The organism is Ruegeria sp. CDSA033, assembly GCF_059612305.1.
On record NZ_JBXWQI010000032.1, the window covers coordinates 1 to 25,581 of the forward strand.

Genomic DNA, 25,581 nt, shown 5'->3' on the forward strand with positions numbered 1-25,581 from the left:
TTTCGACTGGATAGGACCGAAAGCCATTCACGCGCTAAACCCAAGTGCGTCAATAGACAAAAGTTTGCAACAAAGCCCCCTTCACAGAATGTATGTGAGGTAGCTGGTTGCTGACCTGCGGATATTCGAGAATTAAGGGCGCAAAATCGCGGCAATTGCACCAAGATGTATCTGCGTCCAGAAATTAAGGGCTCGGTGACCGCTGGTGTTGTGACGCGCTGCGTTCAGCGGCGGCTCGCCGGACAAAGAACTGGACAGCGCGCGCCAGAATCACTTAGCATATAACAAAATTCGCGGATTGCATTTCGTGAACTGGGTGGAGGTGACTATGTATTCTCTCTTGTCGCACCTGGGGCTACGCCCAAGCCTGGAACGCGAATTTCTGCCGTTCATTGCAGCGCTTATTACCGCGCAAATTTGGTTTAAATGGGGCAGTTTCGCCCTGGAGTTGGTGGGATTTATCGTCGTCTGGTTTGTGCTTGGCTTCCTTGCGGATGTTCTGCTGCGCACCCTCGGACGATAGTTTTCAAGCCTGCCCGAGTGCTTGTTCGGGTTTAAGATACAGACTTAACGATTGCAGACTTGTCACGATTTCGATCGCACGCTCCACCCGTGTGGATAGGACAATAACAATACCTGAGGGGACAGCGCTATGCGCGAGCCCAGACCGCCAAGACGGCCGCTCAAGCGGCCCGGCCGGTCCACGCCGCAGCCGCAACCGGAGAGCCGGGCCGCCGCGGAGGGACTGCGTGATACCTTTGACGAAGTGCTTGGGTCGACTGATGCCCCCGCCAACATTCGTGACCGACTGACGGACCTTCTGGCTGCTGCTGATGTTCCCCGGACAGATCGCGGCTATCGCAAGAAAGGCCCGATGCGGCCGGAAGGCCCTCAGGTCGAGTTTCGTCCTTTGAATGCTGAGCTTCTGGTTGATGCGGCTAATAAGTTGTCGGAGCAGATTTTCGAAGCTCCGCGACCCGGCGGTCTGGTGCAAACGGCGAACCTGCTGCTGGGTACTCTGCGCAAGATCGACCCCGATATCCTTCCTGACCAACCGCTCGCGGAAGGCGTGGGCGGCGCGCGTTTGCCGCTGACCGACCGGATTGCCACCCCGCTCCTTCGACAAGCCGCCGCCGATATCGCTAATACCGGAGACCGGGTCTTGTGGGATGACGGCCTCAACCAATTGCTTGTCGATATCGGTGGTATTTCCTCCGAGACCAGAAGCCGGCGCGTTACAGTCGCGATCCCTGTTCAGTGCGACCAGACAAAAGCTACGATGAGGGTGCCATTTGCAACCGGAGGTGAAGGTCGGGTTGCAGGCCTGGTTACTGCGACACCTGATCGGCCGCTGGGCGAAGACCTGGTCGCGCAAATCTGGGGTGACGCACTTATCGCCCTCGCGCATGAGGCGCTGATGGCGATGGCAGGTGCCCTCGCTGCAGCTTCTGGCCGCGACGAACGAAACGATACACTGGTGCCGCGTGCGCTTCATGCCGAACCGGGGCTTTTGCGCCTGGATACCGAGGCGCGGCGGCGACTGAAGGGGATCGCGCCATGAATGCATTCTCCGCCGACGAATTCGGAAACGTATCATCCCTGTTGCGCGCTTTGGGATTAGTCGATCAGGACGGAGATTTCGTTGGCGACTGGGTGGCGGACCCCGGGAGTCATTTGAAGACAATCCTGTCCGACGACGGCCAGCGAGCTGCGCTGCTCGATTTTGTTGCCGCGGCGCGGGATGGCGAACAGCAAAGCGACCATGCCGGCCGCATCTGGGTCGAAATTCTGACCGAACAGGTCGCAGGCCTGGGTGCGGTTCGCTTCAATCTCGTCCTCGACGCCGCGCCAGCAGGCGAAGTGAGGCTCTATCTCGGGTTGAATCTCGATGCGGGTGTGCCGGACACGATATGCCGTGCGTCGCTCCTTTTTCCGCTCTTCAGGGTGCCGAAATCCGGGCCTGGTGCCCCGCCAAATGTCGATCTGATCGGCAATTCCGGCGGCGATATCGAGTTGACTGCGGATTTCATCCTTTCAACATCCGCCCCGGTGGCGGGAGAAGCCGCGCTTTCGGGTCTTGGCCTGCTGGTCTCGGTGCCGACCGATAGTGGTGCGACACCCAATGTCGGCCTTACCCTGACCGGATTGCAGTTGCCGGGTGAGGCCGCGCCGCGCGATATAGCACTGGCTCTTACTGAGCCTAGCGCCCTTGAAGAGGCGGGGATCGAACTGATCCTGGCGCTTTTGCAAGCGCAGATCGGGGCGGCGGCGGGCAGCGCGCCAAATGTTGCGGCCCTGGCGCGGTTACTGGGCATCGAAACGTCCGCAGGAATTCCCGCACTGCCGGTCGAAGACATATTGAACCGAGGCGCCGAAGCGCTGAGTGAATGGTTCGCTGCAGTGCTTGGGTCGAACACATCCCGCGCGGCCTGGTTGGACGCTCTTGCCGATCTTCTGGGTAACAGTGCTGCGGCAACGCCAACCGGGGTAACTTTGCCACTGGGCGCGACCCTGCCGAGCCTTGATATCCGTCTGACCGCATTGACCGGAACCGCAGGGTTGCCTGTTGTGACACTTGGTCTGGGATTGGGTTTTACAGAAGGGCCCGCGACAGCCGCATTATCAGCAGACCTTTTACAGATCGACCTCGGAACCGGCGATGCGACAGCGCTGCCGATGCTGCGTACCGAGCTTGTATTCGATATTGGCCTTGCCACGCCTGACGTCTCTGTTGATGCGCTGGCTATCGGGATCTCTCTCGACGCAGCGCGCCGACCGGTCTTTGTGCTGGACCTTCGCGAGGCGCAGATATTCGCTACCTCATACGCAACGCTCGACCTCACTGATCCCGAAGCGGTGGCCGCCGCTGGTGCACAGGCTGTCAGCGACGCGCTGGCTGCGGTGATAGCCCAATTGGGCCCCGCGGCAAATCTGCTATCCGTCGCGTTGGGCTGGACTCCACCTCCCGGAGTGGCAGGGGGCTATCCGACCATCGACATCATCGCCTTCCTGGGTAATCCGGTGGCAACGCTGCGCGCGCACTGGCAGGACGTTCTGGCAAATCATGCGCCCGACATGCCTGCCGTGCTGAGTGTCTTGCGTGAACTTGTGACCGGGGCCGCAGGTGCTGTTCCTGGTGAAGGTACCGAGGCGGCACCCTGGTTGATCCCGCTTAATATCACGTCCGACATCGCCTTCGCCCTGTGGCAGCCTGAGGCTGGACGTCTGTGCATTGGTACAAGCCTTCGCTTGAGGGTCGACGATCTGGGTGAACGTTGCACGGTTCTGGAAACCCGATTGCGTACCTGCCTGGTATCCCTTGATTTTGCCGGACCCGGCGCCAGCTTCCTTGATGAGGTGCGGCTGACGGCGCTTGGCCGTGCACGCGGTGGTACACGACTTGAGTTAAGCGCTGACAATCTGCGCCTTGAATGTGATCATCTGGGCCTGCGCGCCACCTGGTCGCCCGGCACCTCACTAAGCGTTGGGCTCGAGGCTCCGAACCCGACCCTGACACTGGAAGAAATAGATCTGCCTCTGGACATTCCCGACTTGTCAACGGGGGTAGACGGTTTTTTCGACAACCTATCGGACACGCAATGGGAAGCGATTGAGCGTGTCGCCGCTATGGTGATCCGACAGACCGATGTCGTCTGGCTCAACGATCTGGTGGGCGCCTTCAACTGGCTGCCCGATCCGCCCTCTCTCGGTCAGACACCGTCCATGCGGCTCTCACTGAAAGCGCTTGTCGACGATCCTTCCACCGAATTGCGCAGCTGGATATCGAGGCTGATCGTAGACGGTGGAGACACCATCGGCGATGGCCTGCGCACAGCGCTGCAACCGATCGCACGCTTCTTGTCCGGACGCCCGAGCGGCGGACTGTACCTGACCGGCACGGGGACGCTGGCCAATCCGATCAAACTGACCCTCGAAGGTGACGGGGACCGACCGGCTCTGGCGCTCTGGCTGGAACCCGAACTGCCGCTGGCGACGCCAAACCCGTTTGACTCGCTGCCACTTCGGGAATGGCGCCCCGGAAGCGAGGGGCTATCGGCAGCATCCCTGGCGGCAGCGCTGTTCAGCGAATTCCCGGAATTTGACGGTTGGCTCCCAGAAGGTCTGGACGCAGTAACCGTGACCGCGCAATTAGATGCGATTGTCGATCTCTGGACAGGCACCGATGGTCTTGTTCCGCCGCCGACCGCAGCACCGGCAGGCACAATTTTGCATCTGGTTGAAGATCGTGCAGCGCCCGCAATCTTTGCGGATCACGATGTAGCGCGTTTCCTGGATGCCGCCGCGCCCGACACCGTGATCGTCATCTCGACCCTTGGCGAAACAGCAACTCCGCCAGCTCTTGCAGCACCGCCCGACCGGATTGTCGACCTGCGCGAGCCCGGACGCGACCCGCTAACCTTCTCACCGTTGCCGAACCTGCCTGGGCTGGTGCATGTTCTGCTGGCGCCACGCGGCGATGCTGGTGGCGCCGAAGGCCAGGCAGCACGGCTGGCGCAAATATTCGCCCCGATTGCAGCGCGTGCCGGGGCAACGGTTGTGGCCGATGCGGCTGCAGGCCATGCCGCCTGGTTGGCGTTAGAGGCTATGGGCGACGGTCTGAATCGGTTGATCCTGATTGGAACCCCGCTGTATGCAGCCAGTGTACCGGAGGTACCCAACTCAGATGTGGCAGGCATGATTGGTCGCCTGTCCGAATTCATCCCCGATCTTGATCCTGCCGAACCCGACGACGCGGCAATAGCACTGGCCCGCCGGTTGCTTGATTTACATAGCGGCCCGGCCGTCATCCCGGCTACCGACCTAAGCCTGCCACCGGGTTGGACCGGAGACCAGCGCGCATCGCTGCAGATCCATGCAGTCCATGGCGTGGTGTCGCGTGCCGCCGTTGAGCAGGCGCTAACCGCGATCTTCGCGGCAGGGTTGAGTCTGCAGGCCCAATCCCGCGCCATCCTGCGCGAGGCGCAACGAATCAGCGGCGGCGGACTGGGTCTGTACCTTCCCGTTGCAACAACCGCGCCGGCGGCTGATGCATTGCAGCTCCAGGGGCATATTCTGGCCGAGCTGGTGGGCGCAGATATTGATCTCGGCAGCACCGTTCCCGGCGCGATCTTGCGGACCGCAAGACGGGCCAGCGGGCATCTGAAACTTGGGCGGGACGGCGGCTGGCTGTCGGGTGGTCCCAACGCGACACTGGCTCTGCGGGCGATTGAGCTGCGTGGCAGTTTTGCTTTCGGCAGCGGTGCAACACAGCAACCCGACCAGTTCGAGCTGGCACTTCTTGGGTTGCGCGTGGGGCCTCGCGCTTTTCCGCGGCTGCGCATTGACGCCAGCGTCGCCGAGGGGGATCTGGGTCTTGGCGGCCTCGCCGCACCGACGACACCCGAGGTGGCGCAGGTTCTGTCGCTCGCCATGGCCGAGATCGAAGCCAGCGCTGACGCCGCAATTTCCCAATTGGCCGGTCTGCTCCGCGCGGCCGGAGTCCTTGGTGCGGGCGGCAGCTTTGACCCGCTGTCATTGTCGCGCTGGACCGACAACCCTGCGGCGCGGCTGACCGAAACACTATCCAATCCGGCACTGCTTACCGAACTGAACGGCGCGATCGCGGGCTTCCTGGGGACGCAATCGGGTCTTGTATTCAACGCGGAGACGAAATCGTTGACCTTCGATGTCACTGGTGCAACGGGCGAAGACCTCCTGTCCGAATGGGCGCTGGCGGCCGCACTGTCACCCACGGGACTTGCTGCGGGGTCAGTACGGATCGGACGCATGGAAGGACCGAACTTATCGGCAACCCTTGTACCCGATTTGGCGGTGGCATTGTCTTTCGGAGATACAGGCACGAACCTGCCCGCAAGCCTGCCGCTATGGCCGCCGGGCGACATTTCACCGGTCTTGCCGCACCTGCCCCCGGTCTTATTCGCAAACGTCCTGTCCCGCGCGCTGGAGGCGCTGCGCCATGCCGACTCGTCGGCGCGTCCAGCGGTAGAGGCCGCACTTGTTGGGTTTGGCGTCCTGGACGCAAGCGATCCAGCCGCAACGGTCATGATACCGTCCCGTGCCTTCACAGACCCGGTGGGTTGGCTGAGTTCCGAGGCAGTCCTGGGCCAGAATGGAGCGGGCGGCCTAAGTTTCCGCGCCGACCGCGTGATTGCACTGATGGATGCGCTCAAACCTTTGGTTGGCGTTGGCGGAGCCTCGGGCCAGTGGAACATCATGGCCGGGTTGTCCCTTGCTGCGCGAGATGCTGGCGGGTTGATATTGGAGGTTGTTATCGATGCCGCCGCGTTCCAGCCGGGCAGCGATCTGGCGATGGGTGGGAGGTTCGGCCTGAATTTCGGCAATTCTCTGTCACCGCGCCCACAGATCGCCGCGCATATAGGCCTGAGCGGCGGAGCACCAGAGACACAAGCGGTCCATCTTACGCTGTCAGGCACTGATCTGCAGCTGTTCCTGCGCCCCGCTGCAGACGCAGATATTGGCATCTACCCCGACATAGGCGCGTTGTCGAATTTGGGTGCGCTGGCAATCGCTGCTTTGCCCGCTGCGCTCGACGCCATTGTGGCACAGGGTGGCGCAGTGGGTGAGCTTGTCGCCGACATTGGTGATGCGCTGGCGCTGCGGTCAGCACCGCCCAACCCGGCCTTCGAGGCCGTTGCGATTAGTGCCTGGGCAACTGACCCGGCGGGTGCCCTTGAAATGCGCTGGCCACAGCTGCTGGCGGGTGGGCTGGCACAGCTTGGGCCTCTTTTGCCAGGCACATTGGGCTTCAATAGCGCTGGTGGGAACGTTGAGATCACGTTGGCAAACACCCCAAACCCTGGGAACAATCTGTCGCTGCGAATGGAACCCGCGCCGATGCGCGTCGTGGTTTCCTCTACATTCGACGGTGTTCCTTTCGTCGAAAAGGGTACGGCCACTTTCACACTCAGTGGCAGCGGACTGGATCGCATGGACGCTACGATTGGACCGGCGGCCATCCCATTGGGCGGAGGAATTATGCTGCGTCCGCTGGTCGCCGTCGATATCGGGCCTGACCCGGCCTCGGCACGCCGTATCGGCACCGGGCTTGCCATATCCGACAATCCGAATGAGGCGCTGGTACTGGGCTACGCCCTCGACAGCCAGAGCTTTGCCCTGACTTATGGCGGCTCAGCCTTAGCTGAAGATATCGGTGCAGGCATAATGCATCTGGCCATCGACCTCTTAGGTGGATTCGTGGTCAGCATTCCAGCTGTGAACGATGTGCTGGGATTGACCATCGGATCTGGCACGATACGCAGCGTCCTGACCGAAGTTGTCCTGACCCCCGAAGGTGGCCTTGATCCTGGCTTTTTCCAGGTCATTCCGACCGGCGGTGATAGTGCAGAGGCACTCTTTAACGACAAGCTTGACCGCGTATTCAAGCTGATCGAGAACCTAGCGGCAGCTGGACCGTCCGTCACCATCGAAAACGCGGTCGAAATCGGCCTGGGCCGAGCTGGCAATGATGGGCTTGGCACTTCCGGGCAAATCCTAGGCCTGAGGATTGGCATCAAAGACCGTCTGACCCTGCTCGACAACGACATCGCGATCTGGATAGAGAACGACAACCGCTGGATCATCGATAGCCCCGGCGAAGGGTTGTTTATCGGCTTCCTGAATACCAGCTCGCGCAATTTCGCACCGTTGCTACGCGTGGACGGCCTTGGGATCAGGATCGGGAGAAACAACCGGCCACTGCTGGATCAGCCTATTAGTCTGGGTTCCATCGCTTTGCATGTATTGACTCAGATCGGCGGGGCAGAGCTTTTGGGCGGTGCGCAGGTCCAGCTGTCTGACATTTCGGTCGCGGTAGGTGGGGCGTCAGGCGGAAACCCGGTGGCCCAGGGTATGTTGGCGGAAACCAATGATGGCGAAGCGTCGCTTGCGCCCGGATTCAGTCCCGCGCTGTCGATCCAGACACGTCCCGGCGGCGGTATCGCCTTCCGCTTCCGTGCGGGAGACGGCACGGGCCCGTGGTGGCTGCCCATACGGCGCCAGTTCGGGCCGATCTATATCGATCAGGTAGGACTGGGCACGCAGGAAGAAAACGAGCGTTTGAAATCGATCTCTCTGCTCTTTGATGGAAACGTCTCGATCGCGGGCCTTCAGGCAGCGGTTGATGACCTTGAAATCAGGCACACTTTGTCACCGGAACACGGCTTTTTCGACCCAGAATCCTGGGATGTCGATCTGGCAGGCCTGGCGGTCGCTGCCGACCTGTCCGGTGTCACACTGGCGGGTGGGTTACGCAAGTTCGTCGATCCGCCGCCGCCAGCAGACCCGCAAACCTTCGAATATATCGGGATGTTGTCGGCGCGGTTTGCCACATACGGCCTGTCAATCTATGGCGGTTATGCGCGTGAGCCTGACTACACCGCCTTCTTCGCCTTTGGGGCTGTACTGGGTCCGTTTGGCGGCCCGCCCGCCTTCTTCCTGACAGGTGTCGGCGGCGGTTTCGGCATCAACCGTGAAATCGAACCACCTACTGACCTAGGCCAATTCAACACTTTCCCACTCCTGGCGGCCCTCGATCCGTCAGCTCCCATACCTTCCGATCTGATCGCATATCTCGAGGAAGTGCGCGGCTTCTTCCCGCCGGCCAAAGGCCAGTTCTGGTTCGCCGCAGGGATCAGCTTTACCTCATTCGCACTGGTCGACGGTGTTGCTGTCGTAGCGGTCGAGTTCGGTGACGGGTTCGAGTTGACAATATTCGGTTTGGCCCGGATGGCGCTGCCCCGACCGCAGGTGGCGCTAGTGTCGATCGAACTGGGCCTGATCGCACGCTTCTCCACCTCCGAAGGCGTGCTTTGGATCCAGGCGCAACTGACGGACAATTCCTGGCTCTTCCATCCGTCTGCCCGACTGACCGGCGGCTTTGCGTTTGTGAGTTGGTTCGCCGGACCAAACAAAGGCCAGTTTGTACTGACGCTGGGCGGGTATCATCCGAACTTCAAGGCCAATGATTATCCGATCGTGCCGCGTCTGGGCTGGAACTGGAGCCCGGTTTCCAACATTACCGTTAAGTCGGAAACATACTATGCCCTGACCTCTGAAGCGATGATGGCGGGTGGACTGTTCGAGGCATCTGCCAAGTTCGGGCCTGCCTATGCGCACCTGAGCTTTGGGGGCAATGCCATTATCTATTTCGACCCCTTCAGCTATGAGGCGGACGCGCATGCGCGGGTCTCGGCCGGCATCCGGATCAAAACATGGTTCGGAACTATCAAGCTCAGCTTCTCTCTGGGTGCCTGGATTGAAGTTTCAGGGCCGGAATTCAACGGCCGCGCCGGAATCGAAGTCGGGCCGATAGACGTCACAGTGCGATTTGGTGGAGGCAAGGTGCCGCCGCCGCCTATCGGTTGGGCCGAGTTTGCCACCAAGTATCTGGAACTTGAAAGCGGTACCGCCGCACGGGCCGTCGCAACTGTTGCCGGGCGCGGCGCTTTGACCCCGGCCAGCGCATCAGGTGAAGAAGGCGGTACCGCGGATGGCAGCGCGGAAAGACCCTTCGATGTTCTTAGCGAATTCGAAATTTCGTTAACCACCACCGTGCCGATCACCCATATCCAGCCGGGCAGCCGCGCCGAAGAAGATCAGTTCGTTGCCACCCTCGGCCTTGCCCCGATGCAAAAGCCGCTTGAAAAAGCGCTGTTGCGTCTTTCGATCAAGCGCAATGGTAACGGCCCCGAAGAGATCACCATTGCCGCAGAAGATCAGATTTTTGTGACCAAACGGCACACCGGGCGGTTCCCCAAGGGTGTGTGGGGCGAGGCTCCAAAGGCTGACGAGCGCAAGGTGCCGCGTGGCCAGGTTATCCGCGCAACCGAAGGAGTCGATTTCTCTTTCCGTCCATTGGCGCTTCGTAAGATACCTGACGAATCCACAGGCGGCATCGCGTTCAACCAGGTCGAAGCTGGTCCGCGTAAGCCATTGCCCCTCAGGCCCGTTGGAACATTGGTCTCAAGCCTCGTGGCCGAGGCGGAAGCGCAGCGGACAGCACTCGCTGATTTCGGGGATCAGGGTATGGGCGCATTGTCCGACCGCTGGATAAAGGCGCGACCGCGCGAGATCACCGCTGCCCAGAATGCGGATCGGGTGCGCACGACGCCAATGAGAGTGGGGCTTCTGTCCGAACGGATCGTGCGAGCACAGGATAAGGGCAAGAAAGTACTGATAGGCCCAAACGTATTCGAAGCCGGGCCATTGGTCTTCGAAACGCCACGCCTAATTGGTATGCTCGCAGTGCCGGTCACGCCTGCTGAGAACCCGCCAAAGCGTACAACGGTCTCCGGGCTCGCTGAAATTGCGCAAATACCGCGACAAGCACCACCCAAATTGGGTGTCGGGACCAGGTTTGCCCCGCTTATTCGGGCTGAAGTTGGGGTGCAGGAGACCTCAAAGACACTTCGAGCGCGCAAGCAGGTTCCGCTGACTGCAACGCTGCAGGACAATCCAGGCGCAGGTGCCGGTCGCGCTGGCCCTGCCAACCGCACTACTTTGAAGCGTGTTGCCGCGATGATGACCTCAGGGCCTCGCCGCCGCGGTGAGGCGGATAACACCCGCGCCCTGGCGCCGGGCGAAATCGCCGTCTTTGACATTCCCGGCCGCGATATTGCTGCCCGTTTCCCTGATGCCGGAACTTTGCAAATTGAGGGCTCGGCCCGGCTTTTGCTGCTAGATGCCTATGGCAAGGTCTTGTCCGATAGTCGCCCGGTACCGCGTAAGCTGGTATTGCCCAAGCGCACTGCCACAGTTGCGATCCTTGCGGGCGACACCGCTATGGATAGTTCCGATGTGCGCGGCTGGATGGCGGGCAGCCGTATCGCATATCTTGGCCGGTCCGTTGCGCGTTGCGCTGGCGGCCTGATCCGCGCCGAGGGCGCTTCACGGATGCGCGGTGGGCGACGCGGTGGTTTCGGCTGGATGCGCGCATCCGACCTGACTGATCAGGCACCCCTGGTCGCCACCCGTTTCGATGGCCCTGCCAGTACCGTAGCACTGTTGATCGACGGCACCGTAAGCGAGGCGGATCTGAGCCAGCTCTCGCTCGGCTTCGAGGGCACCGACGCAGACAAGTCGCCACCGATCCTTGCTCCGATCGACGGCAAGACGCTGGTCGTGACCACGCTCGATAGAGCCAAGGGACCGTTCATCGTGCACCTGGGCGGTCTGACACCTGAGCGGCTTGACGGCATGCTGGCCTCGGATCTCGACGCCGACCGGCTAGTCACCCGGATTGTAAATGAAACTGTTGTGCCCGGCGTGCGGATCACTGCCCCGAACGGCGCGGAACCGGTCCGCATCAGCTGGACCAAGCCCGACGACGTGCCGTTGCGCGAAGACGAACTGCAGGAGAACTAGGACAGGCCCATGGTAAAACGCGGCAAATTCTTCCTCTACGATGCTTTCCTCCCGGCGCTGGATGCCGGGCGATATGAGCTGAAGACTGAGATCGACTTATTTACCGATAGCGATGCAGCGCCCGATCCGGAAACTGACATCGCGCCGCATGTCACCCATATCAACGTCACCGCACCCCGTTTCCGCCTGCCGCCGGACCAGGCGTTGCTGACCTTCCCACCGGCCAACAGCGAGGGTGCCTATGAAAGCCGCCTGCCGCAAATAGTGCTCAAGCGGCGTACGTTGCCCTGGGATCGTGATCCGGCGCCGCTCAACGCCACCATTAACGACCAGCGGGTGCGCGAACAGACCCCCTGGCTGGCGCTGGTCATTGTCGCCGAAGGCGAAGGAACAATCGAGCACGACATCCCCATCGCCGATTGTCTGAGCGAAGGGGTCGTGCTGCAGGGTGATGCGGATACCGCGACGGCGTCGCGCCTGTCGGTACCCCGTTCCACCGTGCAGGCTGTGTTTCCGACCATCGACGATCTGATCATGCTGACCCATGTTCGCGAGGTAAATCTGGAAGATACCGAGGTCGCAATGGGCGACGATGACGGTTTCCTTGCCGTTGTAATTGCCAACCGGATGCCTCAGTTCGACCGTCAGAACTGCCGCCCCAAGGCCTATACCGCCTGCCTGATAAACCTCGAAGGCCAGCTCGACAAATTGCCGCCACCCGCACCGCCGCGCGATTTCTTTAACGAGGCTGACCTGCATCTGAGTGAGGTTCACGCCACCGTTGCCGCGGCGATCCGAACTGGCGCCGCTGTTCCGATAACCTCCACCGGGACGCCGCGGTTGCTGGATACCTCGGACACCAACGCGATGAACGAAGCCATCCGGCGGGGCGAGGTTGTATTCCACGGCGGTCGGCTGATTGATCGTGCGGGCCGGACAGATACGGGCCCGAACGATCTTGGCCCAATTGAACCGGCGGCCGTGTTGGAAGGCGACTTTTCCGGCCTCGGCGCGAAGAATACACAGATGGTCGTCGAGGCCAAGGGCATCTTCGGCGGTTTCGAGCTGGATCTGGATCTGGTGTTCCCTGAGCCAATCTTTCGCTTTCCCGTGCTTACCTCGTGGAGGTTTACTTGTTCCGGTGCCGGCAGTTTCGAAAGGCTGATGCAGGGCCTCGACGTCGGCCTATTGGGAACCGAGACCAAGGGCGGCTACAAGAGGCCAGTACCGGACTGCACCCCTGCAGAGACCGGTAAGGGGCCGGGCGACGCGCCTGTAACCAAATTGCCATTGGAGATTGCCGAAACCGGTCACATCGGCATGCCGCACCTGACCCGAGCAGGGTCCGAAGAAAACGCCTGGTATCGCGGTCCCTTCTCACCGCACCGACTGATGCGACGGGTGCACGCCCGCATGGACGACGACGGTCCTATTCTGGCCCATGTATCGGATCACTTGCGTATGATGACACCGGAAGGCCGGCAGGATGTTTCGCTGGCGGTGGCTTTCGAAACTGGGCGCCTTCTGGCGATGTCGCAGCCTTCCTTTGTTGCCTCGCTGATGCGCTGGCGGGCGCATCGCTTTGGCGCGGCAGTGGTTCAGGCAAAGCAGAATTCACTGTTTCTGGATGGGGTATTGACCCCGCTGATCCCGCGAGACGCCTTTGACGACGCCGTTGTCAGCGGGCTGCTCAGCCAGCGCCTGGAGCAGGCGCTGTTTGCCGATTTTGCCGGGCGACGCGATACCGCCCTGGGACCCGCGGCCCCGCTAGTGCGCCCCGGTAGAAAGATCGATGATCTGGCCGCAGCCCCGCTCGAGGATCTGTCGGTCGGATTGGGAATCCCGCCCGCGCAATTGCAGGCGTGGGTGGCCGCGCCGGAAACCCCCGAAGTTCTTGTTGAAGCCCGGAATACACCAGTGGATGTGACGGGCGTGGGCGCCATCGTAGAGGACGCACAGCTTGACGCACAGCTTGACGCCGCTTTGGACGATGGCCTGTTCAAGCTGGCCGAACTGGCGGTTGGTCGCGAGGCACTGGACGCGGGCACTTTGGACGGGATCACCACATTCGAAGATTTATCCGATTTCCTAGTCGACCGCATAAGAAGGAGGGCCGATCCATGAGCCTGTCAGACCGCGTTTCGCTCGATTCCGTCTTTGTCGCGTTGCAGTCTGCGGGAATTGTACCCGGTCCCGACGAACGCCGGGTTGTGCCCCGCGATACCTTGGAATTTCTTGCCCGGTTGCGATTGCTGATGGGAGTGCCTTTCAACACGTTGGTCCCGGACGAAGAGCTGCTTCCCAATGAATCAATCCGCTTCTTCTTCCTCGACCGGGCGTGGACCGATGCGTTGGTGCAGGGTGCGCTGAGCGTGGCAACAGCGAATTCGGTCGATCGAGCGCAATTGGAGGCGATCTATCCGACTGTCGAGAAGGATGTTGATTTTTCGGAACGCCGCATCCGCGTCCCGGGCGGCGAGACCCCGATGGGAGGTACTGCTGGTCTGGTCACCGGATTCCTGATGCGCTCCGCCGCTGTGGCCGGGTGGCCTGGTATGCACATACGCGCCTATGCCGAAGAGCCGGACGGCAATGACGAAACCGTGCAACCCGAAAGCGATCCAAAGCGGATCAAGCTTTTGAGGCTGGAACGGTTGGCGCCCGCTGTGTTGTTGGCATTGTTCGACGGTGCGCCCAGCGTGATTCATATCGAGGAACCGCGTCAGGGCGTGCAATTCGGCACGCGGCTGTCCCGGGCCAGCCCCGGGCGCTGGATCGCATCGGTTCCGGCGCGCAATGTCCGTTCGGCCCGCTATGTCGACGAGGATGGTGATGAGATCGACCCGGCAACCGTGCCAGAGGGTCAAAGCCCATCGGATCTGGCGCACGACATCCCTGTCCGGTTCCGCCCAGGAGCCGCGGGTGTGATCGATATGACTAACACCGCCCGCGCCTTTCGCGATGCACCAGGGACTGGCATGACCAATTTCTTTGATCGCCGCATCGACGGCGCGGAGTTTGCGCTGCAGATGCTGCGCTTCCCCTACCGACAGGTATTCGCCCAGTCGGAAACGTCGATCACGGCGCAGGATGCAGCTTTTGAGCCTGGAGTCAGAGGTATTGCCCGCGAATATTCCGTCGCCTTCTCCGCTGCCGTGGCCAAGGAGGACTGAATCATGGCTGATCGCATCCATCCCGAACTGATGGACCAGATACTGCGCCAGCCCAACTGGTCGCTTGCCGGTGCCGCCTCGGCCGCCGCGCTCGACCTTGGCCTCGTCCACCGCCCGCCACCGCCGCCACCACCGCCCAGTCTGGTGGTGCCAATGGACGTACAGGCACTCTATGTCCCACGTGGTACCGGGTCGGGTGAACGCTTCGTGCGGCTGCCAATGGATCTGACATCGGGCAACCCCGATGAAAGTGCGCCGGCCGATCCCTTCACCGCCGCCGTGCGGCGACCTGCAGGGGTGCATCTGCACTGGGCTTTACCAGACGGCCTTCTGCGTGGCGAGTTTCGTGAGGATGACGACGACCCTCTGACGCTTCGCGCCTTGCCGAACCGCTGGTTGGTGCTGCGGTTGACCGGACGGCGCAATGTGCGCAGGCTGGACATACGCGGCTGGGTCGTCTCCTCTGAGGATGGTAAGGTTGAACCGTTGGAGGGCTTTCCCAACGGTGCCATTCCCGGCAACGGACCACGATTGCAACCAGCGGAACTGACTGCAACAGTAGGTGGGTCGCCCAATTGGACATCTGGCTATGACGCTGCAATCAATCGCTTTGCGTTCCATGATGATCTGAGCGATCTGGACACAAGCGCAGTGCTGACTGGCCTTGCCAGTTATGTGGTGATCGGTTGGTGGTCGACGCGCGCCTTCGATCCGCTGGCTAACGCCTTCACTCCACTGGTGGCTGCGCGTACTCTCGAAGGTCTGGGTTGGTCGGCTTCGCCCGCCCCAATCGTACCACCCTGGACCCATCCTGGATCGGTTGTGTCGGAAACTGCCACCATGGAACGACCCGAGAAAATCGACCTGTCATCCGAACTGCGTATGACATCGTCACAGTTGGCGCTTTCGCGTGGCTACCGGCCTTATGACTTCGACAAAGTCGTGCTTGTTGCCCCGCGCGCGCGGCTCGACACCGTGATGCACGGCAACGTTTATGGCGTTCCGGTCCGGGGCCGGGTCAGTGATGACACTGCGCCAGCTGTGGATGCCATCGACCTTGCCTTTGCTCCGACCCTGGAGACCATGATTGCCAGCTTTGCCGCACAGGATATGGGTCTGGCCGCGCAAGATGACAGGGAATATCTGGAAAGCTTGGTGACTGCGGTCGCCAATTCCTCGATCCGGGACATTGACGCACCGGATGGCATCGTCGCACTTGACGAGGCAGAACATGGCGACGGGTTCGAAAGTTTCCGCGGACCCGAAACCTACGAGGATGTGATCGTCGAAGCGGGCCCGCAAGCTTTCAAGGCCGGGCGTGGCCAACGGACCCGCCTTGCCGCCAATCGGTCCGGGCCTCTGCCCAAGGCTGAACTGATGTGGCAAGGCAATCATAGGGGTAGCTCGAAATTCGCCACCGCAGAGATGAAGACCCGTGTCCACGACACAGTGGCGAAAAACTTCCGACTTTCCGACATGCCGCCTTCGGAGCCGGGCGGCACCGTTCGACGGGTGCGCCGCTCCGGTCCCCGCTATCACCGTGCTGCGCCGCCGGTTATCGGGCTACGCAACTATGGCCGCCATCCGCGTTTCAACAACGATGGGCTGTTTACCGATGATGGCACGCTGGCATGCCGGTGGGCGGTGGAGTTGTCGGTTGCATTCGGAATTTTCTACCGCGCGTCCGATTATGTGCGGCAGATAACAAATAGCCATGTGCCTAAGGCTACGAACCGCATCTTGCAACACGCCTATCTGTTCGATCCCTATATATTCCAATGGGCATTCCAGGCCATTCCCGAGACGGTCCCCCCGATTCAGGTCGACCCGGTGCGCAACCGGCTGAAGGGAGAGCTGTCGTTGCGGTATTCCTCCGATGGACTATATGACGGGCAGGCACCGGTTCTGCGCAAAGCCGGGCGCCGCCCGACTGTGGCCGAGGCCGAGGTGAACCGCTACTTGCACGCCCACTCGCTGGCCGAAGGAGTGGAACCAAGCCCCGTCTCGATCACGGCCTGGGCGCAACCCTGGTGTCCCATCTGGCTGGAATGGGAACTGGAGATCACTCCGGGTGATGGGCTTGAGGGCTTCAACCTGGGGATGGTCGATTACGAGGGTACCCCGACACTGTCCGACCAGGGTCCGCGTATCCGGGGGCGGGCGCCGCTAACGACCGGTCTGGCGCGCAGCTACCAGGCGGCGATCACCGCCTACCTCGCCGCCGAGGCGCAGCGCAATACAGCTGGCGAAGGTGAGATCAGCTCAGATCATGAAGAGGTACTGGCCGACCTGGCGGATTTCCTGACCAACCCGGATATGGGTTCGGTAACTATCGACGGCCTTGAGGCATTCTGGCTGGGTATTGACGAAGGTCCTGATGGACAGGTGCGACCGATCCCTGCCCAGGTTCCGCAGATCTTGCGCGAAGTTGGGATTCCACGCCTATTGACATCCGGCCGGTTGCGACTGACGCGCGCGCGGGTAATCGACACCTTCGGCCGCTTTCGCGCTTTGCCGATCAACACGCTGCTAATGCCTGCCGCTCACGAAATGCCTGGCACTGGCAACACCCGCGCGCTGCGTCGCCCTCCCCGATTGGCAATACCCGCACGCCTGATGTGGCGGTTGACCGATCCCGCTTCGGCCGCACCGGATGCGGCAGAGGCATCGCTCAATCAGAAATTTCCCAGCCTTAGTGTTAATCCGGTCGCGGGCTTTCTGCTGCCAGATTTCATCGACGAGGCAGTCGAATTCTTTGCCGCCGACGGCACGCCATTGGGCCAAGTGATGGAGGACAGTGTCTCAGGGGGGCTGATGTGGGAAGGCGGTGTCGGGCGTGACGGCCCCGCCGTAACCATGCCGACAGAAGGCTTGCCCCCCGCCGCGCGGCCCTGTGGTGACCTGGCTCAGGGCATGATTGAAGCTGATATCGAGACCCGTGCTGACCCGGCGACAAAGGATCTGGAAAATCCACTCTCGGCCTTCCTGCGTGCCGTTGATACCACCAGTTGGAGTGTCGAGGGCAACTTGAACCTCTCTGGTGCATCAGTCGCCGGACTGGTCGGGCGACCGGTTGCCATTGTGACCGCAAGGTTGAGGCTCGACGTGCCCGAAGATCTGGCGCAAACAGGGGCCTATGGCGAGGAAGCTGACGAAATCACTGCGCATCTTCTGGCCGAGAAAGTGCGCGACCGACTGAAATCCATCGCATTCCCGGTCCGTCTGGGCGAGATTTCCAAGGCGCATGACGGTCTCTACGGCTTCTACATCAATAATGACTATACGCGGCTGCATCTGGTCGAGACCCAGGTGGGCCAGAGCACACGCACCAACCGATTTGGTCGGGGCTATCGGGCACTTCTTGGTCGTGTAGGAACCGGGCTTGGGTCGGATTTCCTGCCTGAGGCCTCTCCTCTCGAAAGCCCCTATATCGCTGCGGCGCGCGACCTGCCTGTCCATGTCGGACAGGTGGTCCGGTTGACGCTTCTGATGCATCCCTATGCCCGGATTCATGCAACAACCGGCCTGTTGCCGCGCAAGTCTCTGGAATTGCTGCGAGATTGGGTTGCGCCGGGGCTGTCGAAGATCGCACCGTCGGCGCGGATCGGCCCGGTGCTCATTGATCCTGACAAGGTGCGTCTGCCCAAAATTGCGGCATTTGGCGCTGACCAGACCTGGGTCCGGCGCAATACGCCGATCACTTGGCGTGACGACCCGATTCTTTCAGCAACTCAGGCGGCTCTTCTGCCTCAGGGTCGTGTGAGTGTCGAGGAGGGCTATATCCGCATTGCGCCTAACCCCGATCCGGTTGAGGGAGATGGTTGATGCGTTACGACTGGCCCCGCGACCTTGCAAAATCCACCGACCTGCGCGCCGGGCGCGAGGCATTCAATCAGGGCCTGCGCGACGCGGTGGGAATCCTTGGCTTCGGCGGCTGGCTGGACGATTTGCGTGCCCTCATGGCCGCCCGCGCCAATGCCCCCGGGCCGTGGCTGCCGTTGGGTCCGTCGGCGTTGTTGCGTGGTCAGGCGACTGGAGCGCCAATGGTCGCGGGCCGAGTACGGGAATTATTCGTTAACCGTGAAGGCACTCGCGCCTATGCCGCCAGTGCCAATGGCGGCATCTGGTACTGGCACGAAGATCACGGTGCATGGCGACCGGTCGGAGCCTGGGGGATCCAGCCCGGCATGGTGGCGGCGGGCGAACGTGCTGAGCTGTCGCTGTCTGTCGGGGCACTGCATGTCGAGTTTGGCCGCACTGGTGCCGACGCCGACGATCCTGCGGGTGACGTTGTTTATGCCGGAACCGGAGAATTGCGCCCGGGGCTCGCTTCCATACCAGGTGGCAAGCATGGCGGGGTTGGTGTTCTGAAGCTGGAAGACGAAATCGACGCGGTTCTGGCCAACCAGGGTGGTATCCCCTGGCAGGCAGAAGGAACTGCGCAAATGCTGGGCAAAGGCATCTACCGCCTGGCTCGCAACCCCGGCTTTGCCGTACCCGGAAATCCAATCGAACTGGTCGCCGCCACTTCGGATGGCCTGTATTTCCGTTCCGGAAACTTTGTAGCTGGTGGTGACTGGCAGGAAGTGCCGCGGTCCAAATTTGACCATGATGACGACGACAAACCGGTTTTCACCGACGCATTGTGGAGTGCCGCATCCGGTCTCTGGGTCGGGCTTGTCACGTCCAGTGGAGACGAGGGCCTTTATCACGCGCCGGATGGGCCGGAAGGCGACTTTGATGAGATCGACCTTGATCACCTTTATGGCGGCAGCGTTGGCGACAAGCGCCTGGCCCTGTGCGAGCCGCTAGGTGTCACCAACCGCATCTACGTACTGGGAAAACGCAGAGGCGGAGGTGTCGGTCATAGTGGACTTTGGCGGGTAAACATCTCGGGATCCAATGTCACGTCGCATCTGGTAGAAGATGTCCCGCGCGCCCTGTTCGCTTCGAAGAAGCACATCAAGGACGGGTTGTTCGGCCTGAGCATTACCAGGGATCAGTCGCACTATGACATGGCAATCGCTGTCGATCCCGATACCGATCCCGGTAAAGACACAGTCTATATCGGCGGATCGTTCCGGAGAATAGGTGAGAATGGCGTTGGCGACGCTTCACTCCACAAACTGACGGTTGAAGCGCACGATGGAGGATTCCGAGCCGATTTCGACCCTGCGAACCAGTTGAACCCGGATACCGACGATACTTTTGCGGGCGCTGGCATTCATGCAGATGTCCACCAGTTTCGCGTCCGCCCCAACGGGTTGTGGGTCGCCTGCGACGGCGGCGTGTTCCTGCGCCAGGATGATGGAACCACCCGACCCATCAACCTGGGCCTGGCAGTAGCAGAACCGGGGTATATCGACAGCAATCCAACGCTCGACGGATCGCTTCTGGCCGGTTTGCAGGATAATGCTGTAATCCAGAAAACGGGCGATACTGTCTGGCACAGGCGCACTGGTGGCGATGGCGGTGGCGTGATCTATCACCCCAAACAACCCAGGAGATTCCTGGGGCAGTATACCAACTCATACTGGCAGTTTCGCGAGGCTCATTCCGAAACATCCTGGAGTCAGGCTGACAGCACGATGTCCTCACCGAAATTCGAGGACGAAGAGAAAACGTGGGAGCGTTCGTTCTTCTACTCCAAGGCGGCGGCAGCGACCGGGCCACAGGTTACGACGGGCCCTGATACGGTGGACACCGCCCAGGTATGTATCGGTACGGACCGCCTGTGGTATACGCAGGACTGGGGCAAGGGCAGTGCACCGGATTGGGTGACTATTCCTTCGGGCGATGATCCTGACGACGCAATCTTTTTCGGTGCGGGTCAGGACAAGATCGAAAAGTTCCGCGTCGTCCGCTTTGCGACCCCCGGAAGCGAAAGGACGCTGGCTGGTACCACCACCAAGGTAATGGATGGCGCAACCGTTTTGGCCCTAAGTTATAATGGTCTTTACCGGTTCCAGCTTGCAGTCAACAATAATGGTAACGAGGCCGAATGGACGAAAAAGAGTGATGCACTGATCAGTGGAGACCGCCCAAAGGACAAATACGCCGAAGACGATCTTCCAGCAGCCTTTCTGAAATACCTGCCAAAGCCGTCGGGCCTGGCCTTTACCGATGTCGCCAGCCATGTGGCGGCACGCGGTAGCTGCTATGTCGCAACAACCGGCAAGACAAAGCGACCGGACGGCGGCGGAGCACCCGAAATCGTCGAAAAATACGACACGTTGTGGTGGTATGACGGCGACGGACGCTGGTATCCAACAGAGCTTTTGACCCGGCCGATCGACGCGGCCGGTGGTACGGCGGGTGCTCGCGCCAGTGCGCACAGCGTCATCGTCGACCCAGACGGCGTGCCTGACTTTGATAACCCCGGTTCCATGGCCGACCCCAACAGGCACGACCATGTCTATGTCGGCACCAGGCTGGGCGTCTGGCGAGGGCGCCTGACCTTTGCCGAAGTTCCACCCGATCCAGCCGATCCCGATGCGCCCCGCTGGCAGCCAAGCTGGTCCTGGGAGCCCTTCTTCGACGGACTGCCGCAAACCCTGGTCGAAGATTTGTCGATCTACAAGGAAACCCGCCCTGCCTTTGGCGGACTAGGCCCGGTAGAGACCAAACTGCTGCGCGCTGCTCTTGTTTCTCGCGGGGTATGGGAACTCGATATCAGCCCTGCACCCGACAGTGTCGGACGACTCTATCTGCGCACCTTCCAACTCGACACCGGTCGTCGTCCTATCCCCGCGCAGAACAGCAACTACTACACGGGCGTCACCAGTCTCGGCGATGAGCATGCCTCCAGCCCCGATCTGCTGGCATGGAACTATGAACGCCGCGCCGATGTCGTCGGCGATCACATGCAGGGCAGAATAGAACTGACCGAGCCTGATACTTTTAACAGTGGAGTGATGGAAAGCCCCACCACGCTACATCGTCTGCTATACCGGACGCGTCTAGACGCTGGTGGCCCCGCCAATATCGCCGAAGTGTTGGTGCACCATCGTGTTCTACGGGCAATCGACCCCACCGACATAACGGTACATCTGTTTGCTTGGATCAACCGCCCGACCACACCGGTAATCATGGACACCATCGAGGACCTTCCGATGTCTGCCGCCGAACGCGCGGCCATCCTTACCGTGGTCAACGGCAACCCGATACCACCTGCTGTATCGGCTACGTTGCGACATCTGGGATCCGAGCACCCCGTGCGTCCAGTAGACGCCCGGATGCCAAGGCCTGCGCGCTTCGAATTTGACCTCGACTACAATTTTGATCCGGCAAACTCTCTCGCCGCAAGCGCGATCACACCGCAGCGCGACTTGCTCATTCTGATTGCCGTAGTTGATGCCCCGGGCCACCGTATCGCCAACGACGACCTGTCCCCGCCCGGGATCGCCAATCCGACGCTGGTAGACATCACCCGCCGCTGTTCGCTGATCGCTGCCTCCAGCCATCTGCGGCAGGAGGAACAACCCTAAGCTCAGGTCACATAGTGGGACTGCTGCATTAGTCGCGGGCATTGGAGACGTTCTGTGTTTTGAGGTTGCCAATTCCGTGTAGATCCCCTTTCAAACACCACCGCTTCCCGCTGTCCGATCAGGATGTCGCCGATCTGCTGGCCGAACGGGGCATCGAAGTTGATCGGTCGACTGTTTTTTTGATGGGTTCAGAAGTTCGGCCTCGAGTTAACCAAACGGACCGAGAAGCATCTGCGCAGCGCCCGCGTCGACTGGCACGTGGACGAATCCTACATTCGCGTCTGTGGGAAATGGTGCTATCTTTGGCGTGCTGTCGACACCAACGGCCAGATGGTCGACTTCCGCGTTACAGCCCGGCGGTATGCGAAAGCCACCAAGGTATTTCTGAACAAGGCGATTGCACCGGCCCGTGACCATCTTGACTGACAAAGGCCCCGCCTATCGGCGTGTCATTCGCGAATTCAATCGTCGTTATGATCTGCACTTCGACAGCATTCGGCACATCAATCGAAAGTGGCGAAACAATCTGATTGAAAGTGATCATGCTGCCCTGAAACGACAGCTCGGATACCGCCAAAGCTTTCGATCCTTGCGATCAGCCAAAACACCCCTGAACGGCCTAGAAACAATACGAACCATCAAACGCGGCCACGTCCATCACAAACAGCCAGGTGCCATTGCGGAGATCCGGTTCGCCACACAGCTGCTCGGGGTCGCTTGAGCTGACAACATTCCACGGCCCAATCCAGCCTCAATCGACTAATGCAACAGTCCCTTCGTAGCCTAACACACCAATATGCTCCTGCAGCGAAAGTCTGGAATGCGGGCTGCAAACGCGGTATTTCGACCCTCGGTTGAGTGACCGGATTGGGCCGTCAGGCGAAACGCTTTGCCCCGGCTACGCAAATCACCACAAAGATCGTTACCCCGATCATGGACGGCGCAACCGGCTCCGCGAGCAAAAGAGCCGCGAGGATCAGACCGAAAAACTGCTGGAGAAGTTGAAGCTGTCCGACACCTGCTGTGCCGCCTAGTGCTAAACCGCGATACCAGAAGATAAAACCGACCAGCATCGAAAAGATCGAGACGTAGCCTAGACTGAGCCAGACCGGCAGGGTCAGCCCGTTTGAGGTAGGGGGCCATGTCAAAATCGCGAAAGCAGCCATAAAAGGTAAGGATAGGACCAGCGCCCAGGAAATCACCTGCCATCCACCCAAGCGGCGCGACATCTGTGCACCCTCCGCATAGCCCAACCCGCAAGCGAGGACGGCAGCGACCATGAAGAGGTCCCCGACGAGTGATACTTCAGCGCTTTGACTGAGGGCGAAGCCGACGACCGCCGAGCTGCCGAGGATTGAGAATACCCAGAACAACGCGGTCGGGCGTTCTCCGCCGCGCAGAACGCCGAATGTCGCGGTGGCTAGAGGCAGGAGGCCAATGAAAACGATGGAATGTGCAGCTGTGATGTGCTGTAGCGCCAGCGCTGTTAAAAGCGGAAAGCCGATTACTACACCCAAGGCTACAACCACAAGAGAAAACAGATTCTCACGCGAAGGTAGCTTTTCTTTGAACAAGGCCAGCAGGGAAAGCGCAAGTACAGCCGCTAGAACCGCTCGGGCGGATGTCAGGAAGAAAGGGTCTAGACCACTGACCGCCACCCTCGTTGCGGGAAGTGACCCACTGAAGATCAATACACCGAGCAGTCCGCTGCCCCAGCCAGAAAACGAGGAGTTCATAATTAAACGGTCCTTTTTTGAACCTTGTAGCTGGAGTGGCGCGACAAACGCAGGTACAAAGCAATACAATTAGAAAAAACTGTACTGCTGTTTGGCCCCATACAGAGGAGATCGAGTATGGCCGTTGCGACCCGTAGAGCTCTTGTGATGGAACATATCACGCGTCTTATCCGATCGCGGGCACTTGGTGCGGGTGACAAACTTCCCTCAGTCCGGGGCCTTGCGACTCGCTTGGGCGTGTCACCTTCGACAGTGGTAGAGGCCTATGATGTCTTGGCCGCTGAAGGAGTTATCTTTGCTCGTCGCGGCTCAGGTTTCTTTGTGTCAGACCGCGTACAACCGTTTGAGGTTTCGCAAACTGGACCGCAGCTTGAGCGCGAGATTGATCCGCTTTGGGTCGCGCGACAATCGATTGACGCCAGCCAGGACATGGCAAAGCCTGGATGTGGCTGGATGCCTGCCGATTGGATGCCTGTCGAGTCGCTACGGCGAGCAATGCGCCGTGTGGCACGTGGGGACGACAATTTGCTTACAGATTACAGCTGTGCACAGGGTCATTCCGGTCTGCGCCAGCATGTGGCACGAATGCTGTGCGACCAGAACATAGAGGTAGATCCCAATACCGTTTTGCTCACCAATTCTGGATCGCAGGCGCTGGATTTGATTTGCAGATTGCTACTCAAGCCTGGCGATACTGTGTTGGTGGATGATCCATGTTATTTTAACTTCCAGGCCCTTCTGAGAGCGCACCAGATTACCATTGTCAGTGTCCCCTACACGCCTAACGGCCCCGACCTTGCCCAATTTGAAAACGTGCTTAGGACAGAGCGGCCGCGGCTCTACCTAACCAATTCGGCATTGCACAACCCAACAGGTGTGACACTAACTGCGGCGACTGCGCATCGTGTACTGACTCTGGCCGAAGCGTATGAGTTGCAAATCGTGGAAGATGCCATTTTCTCTGAGTTCGAACCTGATCTTTCGCCAAGACTGGCTTCCCTGGATGGGCTTAACCGCGTTCTCACGATTGGAAGTTTTTCCAAAACCCTGTCGGCATCGTTGCGATGTGGATTCATTGCAGCGCGTCCTGACTGGATTGTCTCCCTGACCGAACTTCAGGTTGCGATCAGCTTCGGAGGTCCAAGCCCTATGGTGACAGAATTGCTACATTCGGCGCTCACTGACGGTAGCTATCGCAAACACATGGAGGCGCTCAGGGCTAAACTGGATCGCGCCCGTACCCGCGCTACCGACGAGTTAGAAGCGTTAGGCATTAGGCCTTTTGTGAAACCCAGAGGTGGATTTTATCTTTGGTGCGAGCTGCCAGACGGACAGGATGCTGCAGCGATAGCGCGAAAAGCTCTCAAGAAAGGTGTCGTTCTGGCGCCCGGAAATGTCTTTAGCCCAACTCAATCCAAGAACTCGTTTCTACGTTTCAACGTAAGCCAGATGACCAGAAAGACCCATGCGGAACTACTTCGCGATCTGATGAGTGAGGCACAATAGGACTGTCTGCTTCAAGGAACGGTCAAAAAATCTTCCCCTCAAGGTGAAAGTCCGGTCAGGGCCGAACAGGTACTGAACGAAGACAAGTTTCTCTCTTCTGCGCGTCCAAATATCCCAAGATGACTGTTGGTTTTCTGGACCATCGGAGGCGAAGCTTAGCCCTGAGCTGGTGTTGTCACGTTAACTTGCCGTTTGGTTTCTCATGCCCGTAATTGGACGTAGGTGGCATCGATAAGTCATCGTCAATCAGCTACAAGCGCCACCGGTTTCCCCTTC

General features: G+C 60.3%; 9 protein-coding genes and 2 pseudogenes. 10 read left to right on the forward strand and 1 reads right to left on the reverse strand.

Annotated elements, in window-relative coordinates; all coding sequences use genetic code 11:
- Positions 1–328: 328 nt before the first annotated feature.
- The 8 genes and pseudogenes from AC2FLA_RS21250 (at position 329) to AC2FLA_RS21285 (ending at position 22,784) form a co-directional block, all read left to right on the forward strand.
- Positions 329–523, forward strand: coding sequence for a hypothetical protein (locus AC2FLA_RS21250; protein ID WP_496725092.1), 195 nt, complete (start codon positions 329–331; stop codon positions 521–523).
- Positions 524–652: 129 nt separating this feature from the next.
- Positions 653–1,561 (forward strand): hypothetical protein, encoded by a 909-nt coding sequence (locus AC2FLA_RS21255; RefSeq protein ID WP_496725094.1) that lies wholly within the window; start codon positions 653–655, stop codon positions 1,559–1,561.
- Positions 1,558–11,403: a DUF6603 domain-containing protein gene (locus AC2FLA_RS21260; RefSeq protein WP_496725096.1), complete on the forward strand. Its 9,846-nt coding sequence runs from the start codon at positions 1,558–1,560 to the stop codon at positions 11,401–11,403. The genes AC2FLA_RS21255 and AC2FLA_RS21260 overlap by 4 nt, the downstream gene beginning before the upstream one ends.
- A 9-nt stretch (positions 11,404–11,412) precedes the next feature.
- Complete coding sequence (locus AC2FLA_RS21265; RefSeq protein ID WP_496725098.1) at positions 11,413–13,527, forward strand: hypothetical protein; 2,115 nt, start codon at positions 11,413–11,415, stop codon at positions 13,525–13,527.
- On the forward strand, positions 13,524–14,576 hold the full coding sequence (locus AC2FLA_RS21270) for a hypothetical protein (RefSeq protein ID WP_496725100.1): 1,053 nt from the start codon (positions 13,524–13,526) through the stop codon (positions 14,574–14,576). Before AC2FLA_RS21265 ends, AC2FLA_RS21270 begins: the two co-directional genes overlap by 4 nt.
- Before the next feature lie 3 nt (positions 14,577–14,579).
- On the forward strand, positions 14,580–18,401 hold the full coding sequence (locus AC2FLA_RS21275) for a hypothetical protein (RefSeq protein ID WP_496725102.1): 3,822 nt from the start codon (positions 14,580–14,582) through the stop codon (positions 18,399–18,401).
- Entirely contained in the window at positions 18,401–22,063 is a 3,663-nt protein-coding gene (locus AC2FLA_RS21280) for a hypothetical protein (RefSeq protein ID WP_496725104.1), read from the forward strand. The genes AC2FLA_RS21275 and AC2FLA_RS21280 overlap by 1 nt, the downstream gene beginning before the upstream one ends.
- 71 nt (positions 22,064–22,134) lie before the next feature.
- Positions 22,135–22,784 (forward strand): annotated as a pseudogene (locus tag AC2FLA_RS21285) (IS6 family transposase).
- Between the two features lie 154 nt (positions 22,785–22,938).
- On the opposite strand, the gene AC2FLA_RS21290 reads toward AC2FLA_RS21285, so the two are convergent.
- On the reverse strand, positions 22,939–23,799 hold the full coding sequence (locus AC2FLA_RS21290) for a DMT family transporter (protein ID WP_496725106.1): 861 nt from the start codon (positions 23,797–23,799) through the stop codon (positions 22,939–22,941).
- Between the two features lie 147 nt (positions 23,800–23,946).
- Here AC2FLA_RS21290 and AC2FLA_RS21295 point away from each other — a divergent pair.
- Positions 23,947–24,111, forward strand: a pseudogene (locus AC2FLA_RS21295) (GntR family transcriptional regulator); the annotation flags it as partial.
- A gap of 117 nt (positions 24,112–24,228) precedes the next feature.
- Positions 24,229–25,305: an aminotransferase-like domain-containing protein gene (locus AC2FLA_RS21300; protein WP_496725108.1), complete on the forward strand. Its 1,077-nt coding sequence runs from the start codon at positions 24,229–24,231 to the stop codon at positions 25,303–25,305.
- The last annotated feature ends 276 nt before the right edge of the window (positions 25,306–25,581 follow it).

Coding starts and splice junctions, on each gene's coding strand:
- AC2FLA_RS21270 (WP_496725100.1), top strand. CDS start 13,524: ATGAGCCTGTCAGACCGCGTTTCGCTCGATTCCGTCTTTGTCGCGTTG.
- AC2FLA_RS21290 (WP_496725106.1), bottom strand. CDS start 23,799: ATGAACTCCTCGTTTTCTGGCTGGGGCAGCGGACTGCTCGGTGTATTG.
- AC2FLA_RS21300 (WP_496725108.1), top strand. CDS start 24,229: ATGGCAAAGCCTGGATGTGGCTGGATGCCTGCCGATTGGATGCCTGTC.
- AC2FLA_RS21280 (WP_496725104.1), top strand. CDS start 18,401: ATGCGTTACGACTGGCCCCGCGACCTTGCAAAATCCACCGACCTGCGC.
- AC2FLA_RS21260 (WP_496725096.1), top strand. CDS start 1,558: ATGAATGCATTCTCCGCCGACGAATTCGGAAACGTATCATCCCTGTTG.
- AC2FLA_RS21265 (WP_496725098.1), top strand. CDS start 11,413: ATGGTAAAACGCGGCAAATTCTTCCTCTACGATGCTTTCCTCCCGGCG.
- AC2FLA_RS21275 (WP_496725102.1), top strand. CDS start 14,580: ATGGCTGATCGCATCCATCCCGAACTGATGGACCAGATACTGCGCCAG.
- AC2FLA_RS21255 (WP_496725094.1), top strand. CDS start 653: ATGCGCGAGCCCAGACCGCCAAGACGGCCGCTCAAGCGGCCCGGCCGG.
- AC2FLA_RS21250 (WP_496725092.1), top strand. CDS start 329: ATGTATTCTCTCTTGTCGCACCTGGGGCTACGCCCAAGCCTGGAACGC.